Here is a 17,455-nt window from a genome sequence, read left to right as displayed (position 1 = left end):
AGCTCATAATCGAAGTGAGGAAGAGCCGAACCGCGATGCCAGCCAATCGACGCCGAAGGCGGTGATTGCCGCAGCCTCGACCAGCACGGAATGAGCGGCGCCGATCAGGCCTTGCCGGCCCTCGCCGGCGGCAAGGAATTCCGTGACGATCCCCGCAAAATAGTCATCGTCCAGCCCCGCGACGATCGGGTCGCTGGTGTCGAACTCCTCGATCATGCGCCACTGCGCACCGGTCGGCGTAACCAGCGGGACCTCTAGCCGCCGGATGCGCTTGCCGGGTATGTCGGCCAGATGTTCGGCATGGTGCAGCAGGGTCAGCGTATCGAGCGGCGCCCCGAGCATCAGCACCTTGCCGCCCGCCTCGACCAGCTTCGCCAATGGCGAGCCCGCGCCATAGCCGTAGTCGAGCGGGTGGTCGGCGGTGAACCACTCCGCCTTCGCGCCGAGCGCCACGAGCGAGGCGCCGGGATTGCCGCTGCGCAGCGCGCCCGGCGTGGTCCGCAGGAACTCCGGCAGCACGCCATTGTCGCGGATCGCGCGCGAACGCTGCGGGTCGAAGGGCGGGACATGCTCGCGCCATTCCGGCGGAACGCGGCCTTCGTCGTCCACGAGGTCCTCGTAACGCGCTTCCCAATCAGCATAGGCGAGGACGGTCCCCGCGGGGCCGACTGCGTCGCACAGCGCGGCAATGATCGTGTCGGGGCCGTCGATCAGGCGGCCGACCTTGCTCACGGCGGCGTGGACCATGACCGCGTCGCCGGGTGCGATGCCGAGCCGGGACAGGTCGGCAGCGAGCGAGGCTCGCGTGACGAAGGAGGCGGGAGGCGATGCCATGGCGGTCAGCTATTCCGAACGAAGGGCAGCGAAGGCGTCGAGGGCGCGCTGGCGGCCGAAGTCGAGGGCGATGATCGGTTTCGGATAGTCGCTGCCGAGGATGATCCCGGCCTTTTTCAGTTCGCCCGCAGGTGCATCCCATGGACGGTGGATGAACTTGTCGTCCAGCTCTGCCAACTCGGGAACGAAGCGCCTGACATAAGCGCCCTTCGGATCGAATTTCTCGCCTTGCGTTACCGGGTTGAAGACGCGGAAATAGGGAGCTGCATCGGCGCCGGAGCCGGCGACCCATTGCCAGCTCGCCGGATTATTGGCGGGGTCCGCATCGACCAGCGTGTCCCAGAACCAGGTTTCGCCGGCACGCCAGTCGGTCAGCAGATGCTTGATCAGGAAGGAGGCCGTGATCATTCGGACGCGGTTGTGCATCCAGCCGGTCTGCCAGAGCTCGCGCAGGCCAGCATCGACGATCGGATAGCCGGTCAGGCCCTTCTGCCATGCCGCCAGGCCGGCTTCGTCGGTCTCCCAGGACATCGCGTCGAAACGGCGATCATAGTTGACGCTGGCGAGCTCGGGATTGTGGAAGAGCAGATGGTAGGAGAACTCGCGCCAGCCGATCTCGCTGAAGAATTTTTCGATATCGGCGGCCGAGCCCGGCGTTCTGCCTGCCTCCTCTGCAGCACGGGTCGCATGCCAGATCTGGCGCGGGCTGATCTCGCCGAAGCGTAGGTGCGGCGACAGCCGCGAGGTCGACAGCCGATCCGGCAGGTCGCGGGCCTCGCGATAGCCGGCGATCGTTTCGTCGAGGAAAGTATCGAGCCGATCCCGCGCCCCATCCTCGCCCGGTGTCCAGGCTTCACGCAGCCCACCGGCCCAGTCGGGCGTCGTCGGCTCCAGAGCGAGACCTGCGACCGTGAGAGTCTGTTCACGCAGGGCCGCTGGCAGCCTCGTTTTGCTAAGCCTGGCTGGGGCAGGGAGCGGGGCCGACGGCTCGCCGCTTTCGCGCACGGCGCGCCAATAGGGCGTGAACACCTTGAATGGTCCATCCGCCTTGGTCTTAACCTGCCAGGGTTCGTTGAGCAGGTTGGCGTTGAAGCTCTCGACCGCGACGCCGGCCTCGGTCAACTCGGCCTTGAGCGCCTTGTCGAGAGCGATAGCGGCGCTGTCATAGCGCCGGTTCCAGGCGACATAGCCGCTGCCGGTGCGCTCGACGACATCAGGCAAAAGCTCTGCCGGATCGCCGCGCAGGATCAGCAGTTCGCCGCCTTTCGCCGCGATGGCGTCCGACAGTGCCTGCAAGGAGCGCGACAGCCACCAGCGCGCAGCGCCGCCGAGCGCCTGGCGCTCCGTCGACGTGTCGAGTATGTAGACGCAGGTGAGAGGGCCGTCCTCGCTCGCCGCTCTCAAAGCTGGATTGTCGGACAGGCGCAGATCGTCGCGGAACCAGAACAGGGCAGGGCGTGCAGTCACTTAGGTCAGCCTTCTCTATGCGATGCTTTGATACGCCGACGGGGTTGGACTGGTTTCGTGGCGCAAAGGGATAGTGCGTCACGAGCCGCAGCGGTTTGTGATAGATTGGGCTGGCTGCGCCCGAAAGAAGGGGGGACGAATTCATGGCTACGCCGGAAGTCGAGGCGCTGAGCCGGCGGATCGCCGTCCTCGAGGCGCAACTCGCAGCTTTGCTGCAGGCCTTCAATGTCGGGCGCGGTGGCGCGGTCGCGATCACGGCCCCGGCCGGGCTCTCGATCTCCGTCGGCGGCACCTGTACCGTCAATGTCGGCGCCGAACTCGCGCTGACCGTCGGAAGCAATTTCCGCACGTCCGTGGGCTCGGCCTATGTCGTGAATGTCGGCAACGCCGTCCGAACGACTGCGGGCACGAGTATCGGCATCATCGCGGGCACTGCGCTGAGCATGAACGCCAATCGCGAGATCAGCCTGGCGACGCGCGCCTTCGAGGTTGCGGCTGCGGTCAGCATCGATCTCGACAGCAGCAAGGACTTCGAGATCGCCAGCGGCAAGGCGCTCGTGGTGAAAGCTGCCGACAGCATCCTGCTCGACACCGGTTCGGCCGAACTCAACCTGAAGAAGGATGGCTCCGTCGACCTCAAGGGCAAGGACGTCACGATCAAGGCGAGCGGCAAGATCAATGCGACGGCGAGTTCCGATGTCGTGATCAAGGGCTCGAAGATCAAGCAGAACTGAGCCGCTACTCAGTCGCCGCCTCCGCCGCCGCAGCCCCCGCCATCGCCGCCGCCGCTGTCGGAGCTGGCGTCACCGGAGGACCTGCTGCTGTCACCGAAGCCGTCCGTGCCTCCGTCGATGGAAGAGCTCGAGAAATCGCCGCCGCATTGCGTGCCGCGGTCGCCATTGCGCCGCAGCGCCTCGCAATCGGGCGCATAGACGAAGCCGTTTGCGATCCTGAGCTTGGTGTCGAGCGCGAAGAGCAGCGGCAGGCGCGTCGGGCGGACCGGGTCGATGTTCTCGTCGCGGCAGCATTGCCACCAGACGCGGCGCAGGGCCGAATTGTCGCGCTGCGCGCCCTCGCGCAGCGTGACGGCCGGCGTGTGATGCAGGAAGCGCCCGAAGGCCTGGTTGCAGAATCGGCCGTAGTCGCGGGTGTAGAGGATGAACTCGTGCCAGAGATCGTCCGCGACCTGCGAGGGCATCGCGACCTCGCGCCGCCCGGAATTGAGATAGGCCAGGAAGAATTGGCGCAGGCCCTCGGAGACCAGCGCCGACTCCTTGCGGGTGAAGCCGGGGTGCTGCTGGGCGAGCTTGTCGAGCAGCCCCCGTGGCCAGGGGTAGCGCCGGATGAACTCCGCCCGGCGCAGGCGCTTGTACGAAGCGAGCGCATTGCCCGCGACGAGCAGGAGAACGACCGCCACCACCATGCCGATGATGATGGTGGCGGCGTTCATCGTGTTCGCTCGTCAGTGCGCCTGTGGCGTCGCCTGCTTCGGCTCGGCCGGCTTCTTCTTGCCGCCGAGCGAGGCGAGCCAGCGCACCACGACGTAGAACACCGGAGTGAACAGCAGGCCGAACAGCGTGACGCCGATCATGCCGGAGAACACCGCGATACCCAGCACCTGCCGCATTTCCGCGCCGGCGCCGACAGACGTCGTGAGCGGCAGAACGCCGAGGATGAAGGCCAGCGAAGTCATCAGGATCGGCCGCAGCCGGGTACGGGCTGCCGCGATCGCGGCATCGCGCCGGCTCATGCCCTCGTCCTCGGCCTGCTTGGCGAACTCGACGATCAGGATCGCATTCTTCGCCGCGAGGCCGACGAGCACGACAAGGCCGATATCGACGAGCACGTTGCGGTCGAAGTCCTTGTAGCCGACGCCGATCATCGCCGCGAGGATACACATCGGCACGATCAGGATGACCGCCAGCGGCAGGGTCCAGCTTTCGTACAGCGCCGCCAGCAAGAGGAAGACGAAGACGACGGCGAGGCCGAAGGCGATGATCGCGGTATTGCCGGCGAGTTTCTCCTGCAGCGCGATCTCGGTCCACTCGAAGCCGAAGCCGGCTGGCAGCACCTGGTTCGCGATCTTCTCCACCGCCGCGATGCCCTGGCCGGTCGAATACCCGCGCGCCATCGACATCTGCACTTCAGCCGCCGGATAGAGGTTGTAGCGGGGCACGCGATAGGCGCCGGTCGTGTCCGAGAAGGTCGCCACCGAGCCGATCGGCACCATCTCGCCATCGGCATTGCGCGTCTTCAGATCGGCGACGTCGCGGATGTCGAGACGCTGGGGATTGTCGGCCTGGGCCGTGACGCGGAAGGTGCGGCCAAGGATGTTGAAGTCGTTCACATAGGCAGAGCCCATATAGATCGACAGCGTCTCGAACACGCGCGTCACCGGGACGCCGAGCATCTCCGCCTTGGTGCGGTCGATATCGGCATAGATCTGCGGCGTCTTGGTCGAGAACAGCGTGAACGGCTGCTGGATGCCGGGCGTCTGGCCGGCTGTCCCGGCCACGGCCCAGGTCGCGCCTTCCAGCGCTGCCAGGCCCTTGCCGCCACGATCCTGGACATAACCCTTGAGACCACCGCCATTGCCGATGCCGGGAACCGCCGGGGGCTCGATGATCAGGGCGAAAGCCTCGCCGATCGAGAACAGCTGGGTGCGCAGGTCGTTGAGGATGCCCTGGGTTGTAAGCCCCTGCTTGGCCCGCTCCTTGAAGTCGGTCAGCGTGACGAAGGCGACACCGGCATTCGGGGCGAGCGTGAAGGTCGCGCCGTCGAGGCCGGCGAAGGCGACGGCATGGGCGACGCCCGGCCGTGACAGGAGGACATCGGTCGCCTTGCGGATGACGGCATCGGTTCGGGGCAGAGACGAGCCGGGCGGCAGCTGGAAGACCGCGATGAAGTAGCCGCGGTCGAGCTGTGGGACGAGGCCGGTCGGGATTGCCGCGAGCCGTTGGCCGGCGACCGCGATCAGGCCCGCATAGACCAGCAGCATGATCACGCCGAAGCGGATCAGGCGCGAGGTCGCCGAGCCGTAAGCGTGCGAGAGCCAGTCGAAGGCCTTGTTGAAGTACTTGAAGAACCAGCGCAGCGGCGCACTCAGCACCGCCAGGAAGCCCTTCGGCTCCTCATGGCTGTGAGGCTTCAGGAGGATTGCGGCCAGGGCCGGCGACAGGGTCAGGGAGACGAAGCAGGAGATCGCCGTCGAGGCCGCGATCGTGACCGCGAACTGCTGGTAGAACGTGCCTTGCAGACCGGTGATGAAGGCGGTCGGAATGAACACGGCGCAGAGCACGAGGGCGATCGCCAGCAGCGCGCCGCCGACCTCGTCCATCGTCTTGTGTGCTGCGTCGACCGCGCTCATTCCCTGCGCCAGATAGCGCTCGACGTTCTCGACCACGACGATCGCGTCGTCGACGACGATGCCGATCGCCAGCACGAGCGCCAGCAGCGAGATCGTGTTGAAGGAGATCCCGACCGCACTCATGATCAGGAAGGTGCCGACCAGCGAGACCGGGATCGCGATGATCGGGATGATCGCGGCGCGCCAGGTCTGCAGGAACAGGATCACCACGATCACGACCAGCACGATCGCTTCGAGCAGGGTCGCGACGACGGCCGAGACGGATTCCCTGATGAACTCGGTCGGGTTGTAGACGATGGTGTGCTCCACGCCGGCCGGGAAGCTCTTCGACAGCGTCTCCATCGTCTTGATGAGCGCTTCCGAGGCAGCCAGCGCGTTCGTGCCGGGGCGCTGGAAGACGCCGATCGCGACGGCCTCCTTGTTGTCGAGATAGGAGTTCGACAGGTAGTCCTGCGCGCCGAGCTCGACCCGGGCGATGTCGCGCACGCGGATCGTGCCGCCGTCGGCATCCGAGCGGACGACGATGTTGTAGAACTCGTCGATGCTGGTCAGGCGCCCGAGCGTGTTGACCGAGAGCTGGAAGGCCCCGTCCGACTTCGCCGGCGGCTGGTTGATCGCACCCGCCGCGACCTGGATGTTGGCGGCGCGGATCGCGGCGACGACATCGCCTGCGGTCAGGTTGCGTGCCGCGACCTTGGCGGGGTCGAGCCAGACGCGCATCGCATAGTCGCGCGCACCGAAGACCTGGACGTCGCCGACGCCCTCGACGCGGGTCAGCACGTCCTTGACGTTCAGCGTGGTGTAGTTCGAGACGTATTGCTGGTCGCGCGAGCCGTCCGGGGACAGCATGTGGATGACCATCAGGAAGTCCGGCGAGGCCTTGCGGACCTGCAGGCCGAGCGTGCGGACTTCCTGCGGCAGGCGCGGCTCGGCCGCGGAAACGCGGTTCTGCACCAGCACCTGAGCCTGGTCGACGTCGGTGCCGGCCTTGAAGACGACGTTGATCGTCACGCGCCCGTCGCCGGTCGACTGCGACGAGATGTATAGCATGTCGTCGACGCCGTTGACTTCCTGCTCGATCGGCGCGGCCACCGTCGAGGCGACGACCTCGGCCGAGGCGCCCGGATAGTTCGCGGTGATCGTGACGGTCGGCGGCGCGATCTCGGGATATTCTGCGATCGGCAGGGTGCGCAGCGTGATGGCGCCGGCGATCGTCAGCAGCACCGAGAGCACGGTCGCGAAGATCGGCCTGTCGATGAAGAAATGGGCGAAGCGGAACATGCGATGGTCCTGGCCTTAAGCAATTCCAGGAAAAGTGGAGACCAGTTTTCCGTTCAAAATTGCGGCGAATACGAAGGCTTGGGCAGGGCGGACGGACAATGCCGTCCACTCTTGGTGCGGCCTGTTGCGGCCGTCAGTTGGCAGCGGCGGCCTTGATCTCGGTCGGCTGCGGCGTCACGGCGACGCCCGGGCGCACCATCGGATTGGCGATGCCGTTCACGATCACCTTGTCGCTCGCAGCGAGGCCCTTGGTGATGACACGCAGCCCGTCGCTGATCGCGCCGAGCTGAACCGGCTTCGGCACCACCTTGTTGTCGGCGCCGACCGTGAACACGATCTTGTTGGCCTGGTCGGAGACGATGACCGCATCCGGCACCAGCAACGCGTCGCCTTCGCCGGCGAAGAGGCGCAGCCGCCCGAAGGTCCCCGGCGTCAGCTGCCCGTCGGGATTCGGGAAGACGGCGCGGGTCCGGATCGTCGCCGAGCGGGCGTTCAATGCGTTGTCGACGAAATCGATCTTGCCTTCGCGGTCCCATTTGGTTTCGCTCGAAAGCCGCACGCGTACTGGCGTCCCGGGCTTGCGCAGATCCTGCGACTTTGCGTAGCGCAGATAGTCGGCCTCCGAGGCGTCGAAGACGAACTTGATCGGATCGACGGCGACGATCGTGGTCAGCAGTGTCGCGCCCGACTGGCCGCCGGCGATCAGGTTGCCCTGGTCGACGCGCTTGTTCGAGACGCGGCCGGCGAGCGGCGCGCGGACCTGCGTCCACTCGAGGTTGAGCTCGGCCGTCTTCAGATTGGCCTCGGCCGCCTGCTGGCTGGCGATCGCGCCGTTGAGGTTGGCACGGCGCTGGTCGATGTCGCGGGCGGTGATGGTACGGTTCTGCGTCAGCGCCTCGGCGCGCTCGACCTCGTTCTGGTTGAGGTCGACCTGCGCCTTGGCGCGCGCCACCTCGGCTCTGGCCGCATCGACGGCGAGCTTGTAGGGCCGCTGGTCGATGGTGAAGAGCAGGTCGCCGGCCTTGACCAGGTCGCCGTCGCGGAAGTGCACCGAATCGAGGAAGCCGGAGACGCGGGCGCGGACCTCGACCTGTTCGCTCGCTTCGAAGCGCCCGGTGAACTCGTCCCAGTTTGTGACGCGCTTGGCGAGCGGGGTCGCGACCGTCACCGGCGGAGCCGGCGGTGCACCTTGAGCGAGGGCCTCGGCTGAAAGGGCCGGGAGCAGGGCCGCCAGGGCAACAATGGCCCGGCTGGAGCGGCGGATCATGTGAAACTCCGAAAATGCGGGCGCGGCGCAACCTTCACGGTTTCCGGCCAATGCGCAACAACTCCATCATACTGACGATTGTCAAGTTTCTTCACTCGACATTTTGCTGCAATTTTCACCGTAACAGGCCATGTTCGCTCCATCGCCGGCTGAAACCGGTACAACAGGCGCTTGCTGGCGACGGGCCGAAGCTCTACCTGAGGGACGCACGCGACAGCGTCAGCAGCAACATCTCGTGGAAGTCCCCTCATGAATGCGCATGTCCGTCCCGCCGACCCGAAGAAGCTGATCAAGGGTGCGACCGGCGACTGGGAAATCGTGATCGGCCTCGAGATCCACGCGCAGGTTACCTCCAACGCCAAGCTGTTCTCGGGCTCCTCGACCGCTTTCGGCGGCGAGCCGAACGCCCATGTCAGCCTCATCGACGCGGCGATGCCGGGCATGCTGCCGGTGATCAACGAGGAATGCGTGCGCCAGGCGGTCCGCACCGGGCTCGGCCTCAACGCGCAGATCAACAAGCGCTCGGTCTTCGACCGCAAGAACTATTTCTACCCCGATCTGCCGCAGGGCTACCAGATCAGCCAGTACAAGCATCCGGTCGTCGGCGAGGGCGAGATCGCGGTCGACCTGTCGCCGACCGAGCAGATCAGCGTCGGCATCGAGCGCCTGCACCTCGAGCAGGACGCCGGCAAGTCGATGCACGACCAGCACCCGACCATGAGCTTCGTCGATCTCAACCGCTCGGGCGTGGCGCTGATGGAGATCGTCTCCAAGCCGGATCTGCGTTCGGCCGACGAGGCCAAGGCCTATGTCTCGAAGCTGCGTACCATCCTGCGCTATATCGGCTCCTGCGACGGCGACATGGAGAAGGGCAACCTGCGCGCCGACGTCAACGTCTCCGTGCGCAAGCCCGGCGCGCCCTTTGGCACGCGCTGCGAGATCAAGAACGTCAACTCGATCCGCTTCATCGGCCAGGCGATCGAGGTCGAGGCCCGCCGCCAGATCGGCATCCTCGAGGATGGCGGCACGATCGATCAGGAGACCCGCCTCTACGATCCCGGCAAGGGGGAGACCCGCTCGTTGCGCTCCAAGGAAGAGGCGCACGACTACCGCTATTTCCCCGATCCGGACCTGCTGCCGCTCGAATTCGACGATGCCTTCGTCGCCGGGCTGAAGGCGCAGCTGCCGGAGCTGCCCGACGCCAAGAAGGGCCGTTTCATCGCCGAATATGGGCTCTCGCCCTACGACGCCTCGGTGCTCGTCGCCGAGCGCGATCAGGCCGACTATTTCGAGGCGGTCGCCAAGGGCCGCGACGGCAAGGCCGCCGCGAACTGGGTGATCAACGAGCTGTTCGGCCGCCTCAACAAGGAAGGCAAGGACGTCTCGGCCTCGCCAGTCTCGGCGGCGCAGCTCGGCGGCCTGGTCGACCTGATCGGCGAGGGCGTGATCTCCGGCAAGATCGCCAAGGACCTGTTCGAGATCGTCTGGACCGAGGGCGGCGACCCGCGCGAGATCGTCGAGGCCCGCGGCATGAAGCAGGTCACCGACACCGGCGCGATCGAGAAGGCGGTCGACGAGATCATCGCCGCCAACCCGGACAAGGTCGAGCAGGTCAAGGCGAAGCCGACCATGCTGGGCTGGTTCGTCGGCCAGGCGATGAAGGCCTCGGGCGGCAAGGCCAATCCGCAGGCGCTGAACGAGATCCTGAAGAAGAAGCTGGGCATAGAGTGACGCAGAAGGACTTGATTATCCGCGATGCTGAGACCGCCGATCTGCCGGCGGTCCGCTCGCTGTTGGTCGAGACCTGGCACGACGCCTATGACGGCATCTATGGCTGGCGCCGCGTCGCCGAGATCACCAATGCCTGGCACTCGCTCGATGCGCTCGCAGCCCAGCTCGGCCGCGACAGCGGCGTCTTCCTGGTTGCGCTTCTGGGCGAGGAGATCGTCGGCACCGCCTCCGCCCGGAGCGAGCCAGACCGGGCGGCGATGCTGACGCGGCTCTATGTCTCGCCGGCGCGGCAGGGCGAGGGCATAGGACGCACATTGCTGCAGGTCGCGCTCGCCTGTTTTCCCGATGCGCCGGTGGCGCGGCTGGAGGTCGAGAGCCAGAACGAGCTCGCAATCGCGTTCTACGAGCGCATGGGCTTCTTCCTCCAGCGTCAGGCCCGCTTCGACGGACGCGAGGACACGCCCAACACGCTGATCATGGCCAAGCGGCTGGTTATGATCTGAGCGCTCCTGGCGGATTCCTGATGGAGACGACGATGGCCGAGGCAGCCGATCATGCCGCAGTGACCATGCGCGAGGCGCGGCCCGAGGACGTTCCACGCATCGCTGCCCTGATCATGCTGGGCGCCGCCACGCAGACGCGCACGCTCGCCGAGATCGAGGAGGAGGCGCAGAACCCGGCCTATCTCGCTGCCTTCGCGGAAGTCGACGCCAGCCCCTACAACACGCTCTTCGTCGCCGAGCTCGACGGCAAGGTTGTCGGCACCTTGCAGCTCACGCTGATCCCGGGCCTGGCCTATCGCGGCCGCAAGCGCGCCAAGCTCGAAAGCGTCCACGTCCACCCCGACCTGCGCGGCCGGCGCGTCGGCGAGGCCATGGTCGCCCATGCCGTCGAGGTCGCCCGCCGGAAGGGCGCCGGCCTCGTCGAGCTCACCTCGGACAAGTCGCGCGAGGCGGCGCATCGCTTCTACCTTCGCATCGGCTTCAGCCAGACCCACGAAGGCTTCAAGCTGGCGTTGTAAACGCGCTGCCCGCATGCCGCGCCCGCTCCGGGCGCACGGCGCCGGCGCTTACGCTGGCCGGACCCACGACCTAGATGTCCTGTCGACCCGCAACAACCCGCGAGGACTGGGACATGGCAGCAGTGCAGGGCAAGCCGATCGATCTCCATTACTGGCCGACGCCGAACGGCTGGAAGATTTCCATCATGCTCGAGGAAACGGGGCTGCCGTACAACGTCATCCCGGTGAACATCGGCAAAGGCGACCAGTTCAAGCCGGAGTTCCTGGCGATCTCGCCGAACAACCGCATGCCGGCGATCGTCGATCCCGAGGGGCCGGACGGCAAGCCGATCTCGGTATTCGAATCCGGCGCGATCCTGCAATATCTTGGCCGCAAGACCGGACAGTTCTATCCGACCGACGAGCGCGGCCGCGTCGCCGTTGACGAGTGGCTGTTCTGGCAGATGGGCGGCTTCGGCCCGATGCTCGGCCAGACCCACCATTTCCGCATCTACGCGCCGGAGAAGGTGCCCTACGCGATCGACCGCTACACCAACGAGGCCAACCGCCTCTATGGTGTGCTGAACAAGCGTCTCGAAGGCCGCGACTACATCTGCGACGACTATTCGATCGCCGACATGGCCTGCGTCGGCTGGGCCCGGGGCTGGGAGCGCCAGGGCCAGGACATCAAGCAGTTCCCCAATGTCGGGCGCTGGCTCGACACGGTGCTGGCCCGTCCCGCCGTGAAGCGCGGCCTCAAGGTCGCCGAGGAACTGCGCAACCCGGCGGGCATCTCGACGCCGGAGGAAAAGGCGGTCCTGTTCGGCCAGAAGGCGCGCTGAGGCGCCGACTTGGCACTGTCGTCATGCTCGGCCGTGTGCCGAGCATCCACGTCTCTGACATCGCATGCGAGCGGCGAAGCAAAGGCGTGGATGGTCGGGACAAGCCCGACCATGACGCTCGAGCTTGGTTTCAGTTGCTGCGCGACCACTTCACGGAGCGGCAGATCAGCCCGCCCATGACGCAGCCGGAGGTGGTTAGCGTGTCGCCCGAAAGCGACATCGTGCCGGAATAGGTCTTGCCGTCCTCCGGGTTGAAGGCGCTGCCGTTCCACTTGCCGGCACTGGCCGGCTTCATGTCGTAGAAGATGCGCTGGCCGACCTTCGCGGGGCCATTGGCCTCCTTGAGCCAGGAGATCGTGCCGCACATCGCCTCGCCGCATTTGGTGAAGCGCACCTTCGAGGCGCCGGTGTCGCGCAGCCAGGTGCCAGTGACGTCCTGCGCCGCCGCGGGAACGGCGACTGCGAGCAGCAGGCCGGCAGCGGTGATGATGGGGCGAATGGCCATGGCGTTCCTCCTCGGGATGGCGATCTTCGTCGCTCAGATGGTTCAGATGTAAACCATATCCGAACCGGCGCCGGCTTCCAAGATGGCAAGTCATGAAGGGCCGCTCGTCGCGCTGACCTTGGGGCAAGGTGAATCGCAGGTTGACGCGCCGGTCGCTGCCGGATTCCGATCCTATTGAAATTGCTGATGAATTGAACCGATGAATCTGAATCGAATCTTGCTTTAACCGCTCGTTTGCGACTCGTTGAGCTTCGATTCATCTCAAAATTTAGCGGGTTGTTTTACTGCCCGGCCCGAACCTCTCCTCACGAGTTGCGGCCTCCAGACGGGCTGGCATCGAAGGAAAACAGGGAGAGTTTGTCATGGCACGCATGGAAATGAGCGCGATCCCGGCCTCGCTGGCGATCCCGATGGAAGCTTCCGCCGACGCCTATTACGAGCTCGGCCTGATGCATGCGTCCGGCCGCTCCGGCCCGGTCGATCTGGTCGCGGCGCAGACCTGGTTCAACGTCGCCTTCGCCAAGGGCTGCGCCCGCGCCGCGGCGCACCGTACCGAGCTCGCGCTCGAGATGAGCCGTGACGAGGTCGCCGAGGCGCTGCGCGAGGCGCGCAGGTTCCTGACCCGGCACTGAATCAGACCCGCAGCCGCGCCATCGTGAGCGCATCGACATAGCTGCCGGCACGGAAAGCGTAAGCGCGCAGAAGACCCTCCGGCTCGAAGCCGAACTTGCGGTAGAGCGCGATAGCCACCGCATTGTCGGAGTAGACCGTCAGTTCCAGCCGCTTCAGCCCGAACCAGTTGTCGGCGGCGTCGACGAGTTCGCCAAGCAGCGCCGTGCCAACGCCGGTGCCATGGTGATTATCGTGCACGCCGATCCCGATATAGGCGACATGCGCCCGCCGGCCGCGATAGCGCTCGATGCCGGCCTGACCGATGAGTTCGCCATCGCGCAATGCGACGATGTTAAGTCCCTCGGTATCCGGATTCTCCAGCCAGCGCCGCGTCACTTCTGTTCGCTGATAGGGCAGGCGCAAGGTTCCGGCGCGAAAACGCGGCAAATTGACCAGCGTCGTCAGCGCTTCCACATCATCGCTGCGCACAGCCCGGATCAGCAGCCGGCCGGAGCCAGGTGACTGCTCCGCTTCGTCGGATGGATCGGCTCTTTCGATTGTCATGTCTGCTCTCCTGGATAGCCGGGAGAGCTGAATTCGATCGAACCCTGCTCGCCGCGGCAGGGTGCGTGGGGGATGATCGCGGCGCGCTTAGCGCAATGCCGATCCCGCACACCCTTCCGGGTGCGTCGACATCAGGATTACGAGGGCAGCCGCGGCGATCATGGCGCGGATCATAACGGCGGATCGCGGGCCTGCAAGGTGCGTCTCAGCCTTGTGGCCGGGGGAGGGCGCCGCTATAAGCGCGCCGCATTCCCCGATTTTCCCGCAAGGATCACAACGATGGCTGTCCAGCGTACCTTCTCCATTCTCAAGCCCGATGCGACGAAGCGCAATCTCACCGGCGCGGTCAACGCGGTCATCGAGAAGGCCGGCCTGCGCATCGTCGCGCAGAAGCGCATCCAGATGACCACGGCGCAGGCGCAGACCTTCTACGCCGTCCACAAGGAGCGCCCCTTCTTCGGTGAGCTCGTCGAGTTCATGACTTCGGGCCCGGTCGTCGTGCAGGTCCTCGAAGGCGAGGACGCGATCGCCAAGTACCGTGAGGTGATGGGCGCGACCAACCCGGCCAATGCCGCCGAGGGTACCGTCCGCAAGCTCTTCGCCCAGTCGGTCGGCGAGAACACCGTGCACGGCTCGGACGCGCCGGAGACCGCCGCGATCGAGATCGCCCAGTTCTTCGCTGGCAACGAGATCGTCGGCTGAGCCGATCGTCTGTTCCGGAAACAAGAAGGGCGGGTCCGCTGGACCCGCCCTTTTTCGTTGCGTGGCTTGAAGCGCCTCAGAACCCGAGATCGAAGGCGTAGCTCGCCGAGATGCCGAAGGTGACGGAGTCGCGGTCGCCGAAGGCCTTGACGATCGGCGCCTTGGCGGCGTCGCCCATCAGGCGCTTGTATTCGACATAGGCGGTGGTCTGCAGCTTGTCGGACCAGTGATAGGTCGCCTGCGCGATCGCGCCGACCGAGTGCACGCCGGCATTGTAGCGCTGCAGCAGGCCGCCGGTGCCCGCGGTCGTGCCGCCGAAATAGGTGCGGACATAGTCGGCGCCGACGATGGTCATGCGTGGGCCGACGCCGAGCGACCACGACCCGATGCGCTGGAAGACGTCGACCTTGGCCTCGGCGACCATGGCGTCATGGGCGACGATGCCGCGGCGCAGGTCGATGCGGGTGCGCAGCCAGGAGGTCGGATAGAACTCGACGAAGGCGCCGGCCTCGGCACCGAATTTGGTGTCGGGCACGCCCATGATGCGCAGGGCGACATTGGTATCGGCCTTGCGCTGCCAGAGCAGGTTGCCGGAAAAGCCGACGCGCCAGGCCTGGCCCGAGAAGAAGCCGATGCTGATCGCGTCGTCCTCGGAGGTCCACCAGGTGCTCTTGGTGCCGCGCCCCAGCGAGATGATCGGCCGCGGCCGGAAGACGTAGTCGTTCGATCCGGAATAGTCCGGCTGGTAGCGCAGGCCGGCGCCCAGCGTCAGGTGCCAGTTCTGCACCTGCTCGGGCGAGGTGTATTGCGCATACTGGGAGGACTGTGCCTTCGCCGGGGCGGTCAGCGCCAGGGAAAGGCATGCGGCCGCAAGGCCGGCAAGGAACGCAACGCAACGCATCGTCAGAACTCCGGCGCGTGAGCGCCTTGGACTACTCGGATGCGGTCAACTTGAATCATTAGTCTTAACCCGGAGTTGACGAGCAGCCGCCAGCGGCACCGCTGCTCGTATGGCTGATGGCCCGGCCGAATCCCCAGCCGCCGGTGACCCGCACCTTGCCCTGCCGCCGCAGGGCAATGCAACCGCCCCGCTTCCGCCAACCCTGGACCTGTTCTAGGAAGGAGGGATGACAGAGCTTCCTCGTATCGCGCGCCTGCCTTCGGTCTGCCCGCATGATTGCCCCTCGGCCTGCTCGCTCGAGGTCGAGGTCATCGACGGCCGGACGATCGGCCGTGTCCGCGGCAACAAGCGCCAGAGCTACACGGACGGTGTGATCTGCGCCAAGGTCGCCCGCTACGCCGAGCGCATCCATCACCCGGACCGGCTGCTGCATCCGCTGCGCCGCACCGGCCCGAAGGGCTCCGGTGCCTTCGAGCGCATCTCCTGGGACGAGGCGCTGGACGAGATCAGCAGGCGTTTCCTCGCGATCGAGGCCGAGCACGGCGCCGAGGCGGTCTGGCCCTATTACTATGCCGGCACCATGGGCCTCGTGATGCGCGACGGCATCAATCGCCTGCGCCACGCCAAGCGCTATTCCGGCCAGTTCTCGACGATCTGCACGACCACCGCCTGGACCGGCTTCATCGCCGGCACCGGCCGGCTCTCCGGCCCAGATCCGCGCGAGATGGCGAAGTCGGATTGCGTGGTGATCTGGGGCACCAACCCGGTGCATACGCAGGTCAACGTCATGCACCACGCCGTCAAGGCGCGGAAGGAGCGCGGAGCGAAGATCGTCGCGATCGACATCTATCGCAACGCCACGCTCGACCAGGCTGATCTGCCGCTCGTGCTCAAGCCCGGCACAGACGGTGCGCTCGCCTGCGCCGTCATGCATGTGCTCTTCCGCGACGGCCATGCCGACCGCGACTATCTTGCCCGCTTCGCCGATGCGCCGGCGGAGCTGGAAGCCCATCTTGCCACCCGCACGCCGGAATGGGCGGCGGCGATCACCGGCCTCAGCGTCGGCGAGATCGAGGAATTCGCCACCCTCGTCGGCACGCGCAAGAAGAGCTTTTTCCGGCTCGGCTACGGCTTCGCCCGCCAGCGCAACGGCGCGGTCAACATCCACGCTGCCTCCTGCATCCCGACCGTGACCGGGGCCTGGCAGCACGAGGGCGGCGGCGCCTTCCACTCGAACAGCGGCATCTACAAATGGCGCAAGGGCCTGATCGAGGGCCTCGACAAGGTCGACCGCAATGTCCGTCAGCTCGACCAGTCGCAGATCGGCCGCGTCCTCACCGGCGATGCGCAGGCGCTGCGCCAGGGCGGACCGGTCAAGGCGCTGTTCATCCAGAACACCAACCCGGTCACGGTCGCGCCCGAGCAGGAGCTGGTGAAACGCGGCTTCGCGCGCGACGACCTCTTCACTGTCGTGCACGAGCAGTTCATGACCGAGACCGCTGCGATGGCCGACATCGTGCTGCCGGCGACGCAGTTCATGGAGCATGACGACCTCTACCAGGGCGGCGGCCACCAGCACATCATGTGGGGCGGCAAGCTCGTCGACCCGCCGGGCGAATGCCGCTCGAACCATGAGGTGATCTGTGCCCTGGCGCAGGGCCTCGGCGCCGAGCATCGCGGCTTCGGCATGACGCCGCGGGAGCTCGTCGACTGGACATTGCGGGAGACCGGCCGCGGCACGCTCGAGGAGCTGGTCGCCAATGATTTCATCGACGTGCAGCCGGATTTCGAGACGGCGCATTATCTCAAGGGCTTCGGCTGGCGTGACGGCAGGTTCCGCTTCAAGCCGGACTGGACCAAGGTGCCGAACAGCAACGAGGGTCTTGTCGGTCCGCATGAGGCGCTGCCCTCGCTGCCCGATCATTGGGATGTGATCGAGCAGGCGGATGAAGAGCATCCGTTCCGGCTCGGCACGAGCCCGGCCCGCAATTTCCTGAACTCCAGCTTCACCGAAACGCCGACCTCGCAGAAGAAGGAGGGCGCGCCGACATTGATGCTGCATCCTCTCGACGCGGCGGCGCTCGGCATCGCCGCGGGCGATCATGTCACGGTCGGCAACCGGCGTGGCACGGTCGAGCTCGACGCGGTGCTGTTCGACGGCCTGGTGCGCGGCGTCGTCATCGCCGAATCGATCTGGCCGAACGGCGCCCATCGCGGCGGCCGTGGCATCAACACCATCACCGGCGCGGATTCGCCCGCGCCTTATGGCGGCGCCGCTTTTCACGACAATAAGGTCTGGATTCGCAAGGCGGTGTGACCTTTGCGTCATTGCTTTTTCGGCGGCGCTATGGACGATCCGCGCCGGGCGACGGCATGGCCTGT

The 17,455-nt window shown here is 66.2% G+C and carries 16 protein-coding genes; 8 read left to right on the top strand and 8 right to left on the bottom strand.

Annotated features, from left to right (window positions below):
* Positions 1–3 precede the first annotated feature (3 nt).
* Positions 4–834 (bottom strand): aminoglycoside 3-N-acetyltransferase, encoded by an 831-nt coding sequence (aac(3), locus tag V7S63_RS03185; protein WP_336529174.1) that lies wholly within the window; start codon positions 832–834, stop codon positions 4–6.
* 9 nt (positions 835–843) lie between these two features.
* Complete coding sequence (locus V7S63_RS03180) at positions 844–2,301, bottom strand: cryptochrome/photolyase family protein (RefSeq protein ID WP_336529173.1); 1,458 nt, start codon at positions 2,299–2,301, stop codon at positions 844–846.
* A 143-nt stretch (positions 2,302–2,444) separates the two neighbouring features.
* Here V7S63_RS03180 and V7S63_RS03175 point away from each other — a divergent pair, with 143 nt between their 5' ends.
* Complete coding sequence (locus V7S63_RS03175; protein WP_091829699.1) at positions 2,445–3,035, top strand: DUF2345 domain-containing protein; 591 nt, start codon at positions 2,445–2,447, stop codon at positions 3,033–3,035.
* Between the two features lie 8 nt (positions 3,036–3,043).
* Here V7S63_RS03175 and V7S63_RS03170 read toward each other — a convergent pair whose 3' ends face one another.
* From V7S63_RS03170 to V7S63_RS03160, 3 genes are all read right to left on the bottom strand, one after another.
* Positions 3,044–3,751, bottom strand: a complete 708-nt coding sequence (locus tag V7S63_RS03170) for a glycine-rich domain-containing protein (RefSeq protein WP_336529172.1) — start codon at positions 3,749–3,751, stop codon at positions 3,044–3,046.
* 12 nt (positions 3,752–3,763) lie between these two features.
* Complete coding sequence (locus V7S63_RS03165) at positions 3,764–6,949, bottom strand: efflux RND transporter permease subunit (RefSeq protein WP_091829695.1); 3,186 nt, start codon at positions 6,947–6,949, stop codon at positions 3,764–3,766.
* A gap of 133 nt (positions 6,950–7,082) precedes the next feature.
* Positions 7,083–8,216 (bottom strand): efflux RND transporter periplasmic adaptor subunit, encoded by a 1,134-nt coding sequence (locus V7S63_RS03160; protein WP_091829693.1) that lies wholly within the window; start codon positions 8,214–8,216, stop codon positions 7,083–7,085.
* A gap of 249 nt (positions 8,217–8,465) precedes the next feature.
* Here V7S63_RS03160 and gatB point away from each other — a divergent pair, with 249 nt between their 5' ends.
* The 4 genes from gatB to V7S63_RS03140 all read left to right on the top strand — a co-directional run bounded on the left by gatB (position 8,466) and on the right by V7S63_RS03140 (position 11,789).
* The gene (gene gatB / locus V7S63_RS03155) at positions 8,466–9,947 is read left to right on the top strand and encodes an Asp-tRNA(Asn)/Glu-tRNA(Gln) amidotransferase subunit GatB (RefSeq protein WP_100958987.1); all 1,482 of its coding nucleotides are present in this window, start codon (positions 8,466–8,468) and stop codon (positions 9,945–9,947) included.
* Positions 9,944–10,450, top strand: a complete 507-nt coding sequence (locus V7S63_RS03150; protein WP_158673221.1) for a GNAT family N-acetyltransferase — start codon at positions 9,944–9,946, stop codon at positions 10,448–10,450. The genes gatB and V7S63_RS03150 overlap by 4 nt, the downstream gene beginning before the upstream one ends.
* Positions 10,451–10,482: 32 nt before the next feature.
* Positions 10,483–10,968 carry a GNAT family N-acetyltransferase gene (locus tag V7S63_RS03145; protein ID WP_336529171.1) on the top strand — a complete coding sequence of 162 codons (486 nt, stop codon included), beginning with the start codon at positions 10,483–10,485 and terminating at the stop codon, positions 10,966–10,968.
* 113 nt (positions 10,969–11,081) lie between these two features.
* The gene (locus V7S63_RS03140; protein WP_091829687.1) at positions 11,082–11,789 is read left to right on the top strand and encodes a glutathione S-transferase N-terminal domain-containing protein; all 708 of its coding nucleotides are present in this window, start codon (positions 11,082–11,084) and stop codon (positions 11,787–11,789) included.
* Between the two features lie 130 nt (positions 11,790–11,919).
* Here V7S63_RS03140 and V7S63_RS03135 read toward each other — a convergent pair whose 3' ends face one another.
* A complete protein-coding gene (locus tag V7S63_RS03135) occupies positions 11,920–12,294 on the bottom strand; it encodes a DUF2147 domain-containing protein (RefSeq protein ID WP_100958990.1) in 375 nt (124 codons plus the stop codon).
* A 362-nt stretch (positions 12,295–12,656) separates the two neighbouring features.
* On the opposite strand from V7S63_RS03135, the gene V7S63_RS03130 reads away from it, so the two are divergent.
* A complete protein-coding gene (locus V7S63_RS03130) occupies positions 12,657–12,926 on the top strand; it encodes a sel1 repeat family protein (RefSeq protein ID WP_244543676.1) in 270 nt (89 codons plus the stop codon).
* Position 12,927: 1 nt separating this feature from the next.
* Here the strand turns inward: V7S63_RS03130 and V7S63_RS03125 are convergent, their stop codons facing one another.
* The gene (locus V7S63_RS03125) at positions 12,928–13,470 is read right to left on the bottom strand and encodes a GNAT family N-acetyltransferase (RefSeq protein ID WP_100958991.1); all 543 of its coding nucleotides are present in this window, start codon (positions 13,468–13,470) and stop codon (positions 12,928–12,930) included.
* A gap of 279 nt (positions 13,471–13,749) precedes the next feature.
* Between V7S63_RS03125 and ndk the strand changes: the two genes are divergently transcribed.
* Positions 13,750–14,172 carry a nucleoside-diphosphate kinase gene (gene ndk / locus V7S63_RS03120; RefSeq protein WP_057192434.1) on the top strand — a complete coding sequence of 141 codons (423 nt, stop codon included), beginning with the start codon at positions 13,750–13,752 and terminating at the stop codon, positions 14,170–14,172.
* Between the two features lie 76 nt (positions 14,173–14,248).
* Here the strand turns inward: ndk and V7S63_RS03115 are convergent, their stop codons facing one another.
* The gene (locus tag V7S63_RS03115) at positions 14,249–15,073 is read right to left on the bottom strand and encodes a MipA/OmpV family protein (RefSeq protein WP_336529170.1); all 825 of its coding nucleotides are present in this window, start codon (positions 15,071–15,073) and stop codon (positions 14,249–14,251) included.
* A 226-nt stretch (positions 15,074–15,299) separates the two neighbouring features.
* On the opposite strand from V7S63_RS03115, the gene V7S63_RS03110 reads away from it, so the two are divergent.
* Positions 15,300–17,390: a molybdopterin-containing oxidoreductase family protein gene (locus V7S63_RS03110; protein ID WP_336529169.1), complete on the top strand. Its 2,091-nt coding sequence runs from the start codon at positions 15,300–15,302 to the stop codon at positions 17,388–17,390.
* Positions 17,391–17,455: the final 65 nt, after the last annotated feature.

Source organism: Allobosea sp. CCNWLY174 (assembly GCF_037120455.1).
Lineage (GTDB): Bacteria > Pseudomonadota > Alphaproteobacteria > Rhizobiales > Beijerinckiaceae > Allobosea > Allobosea lupini.
Note: the sequence above shows the minus strand (reverse complement) of the source record. Positions and strands in the feature narration are given on the sequence as shown.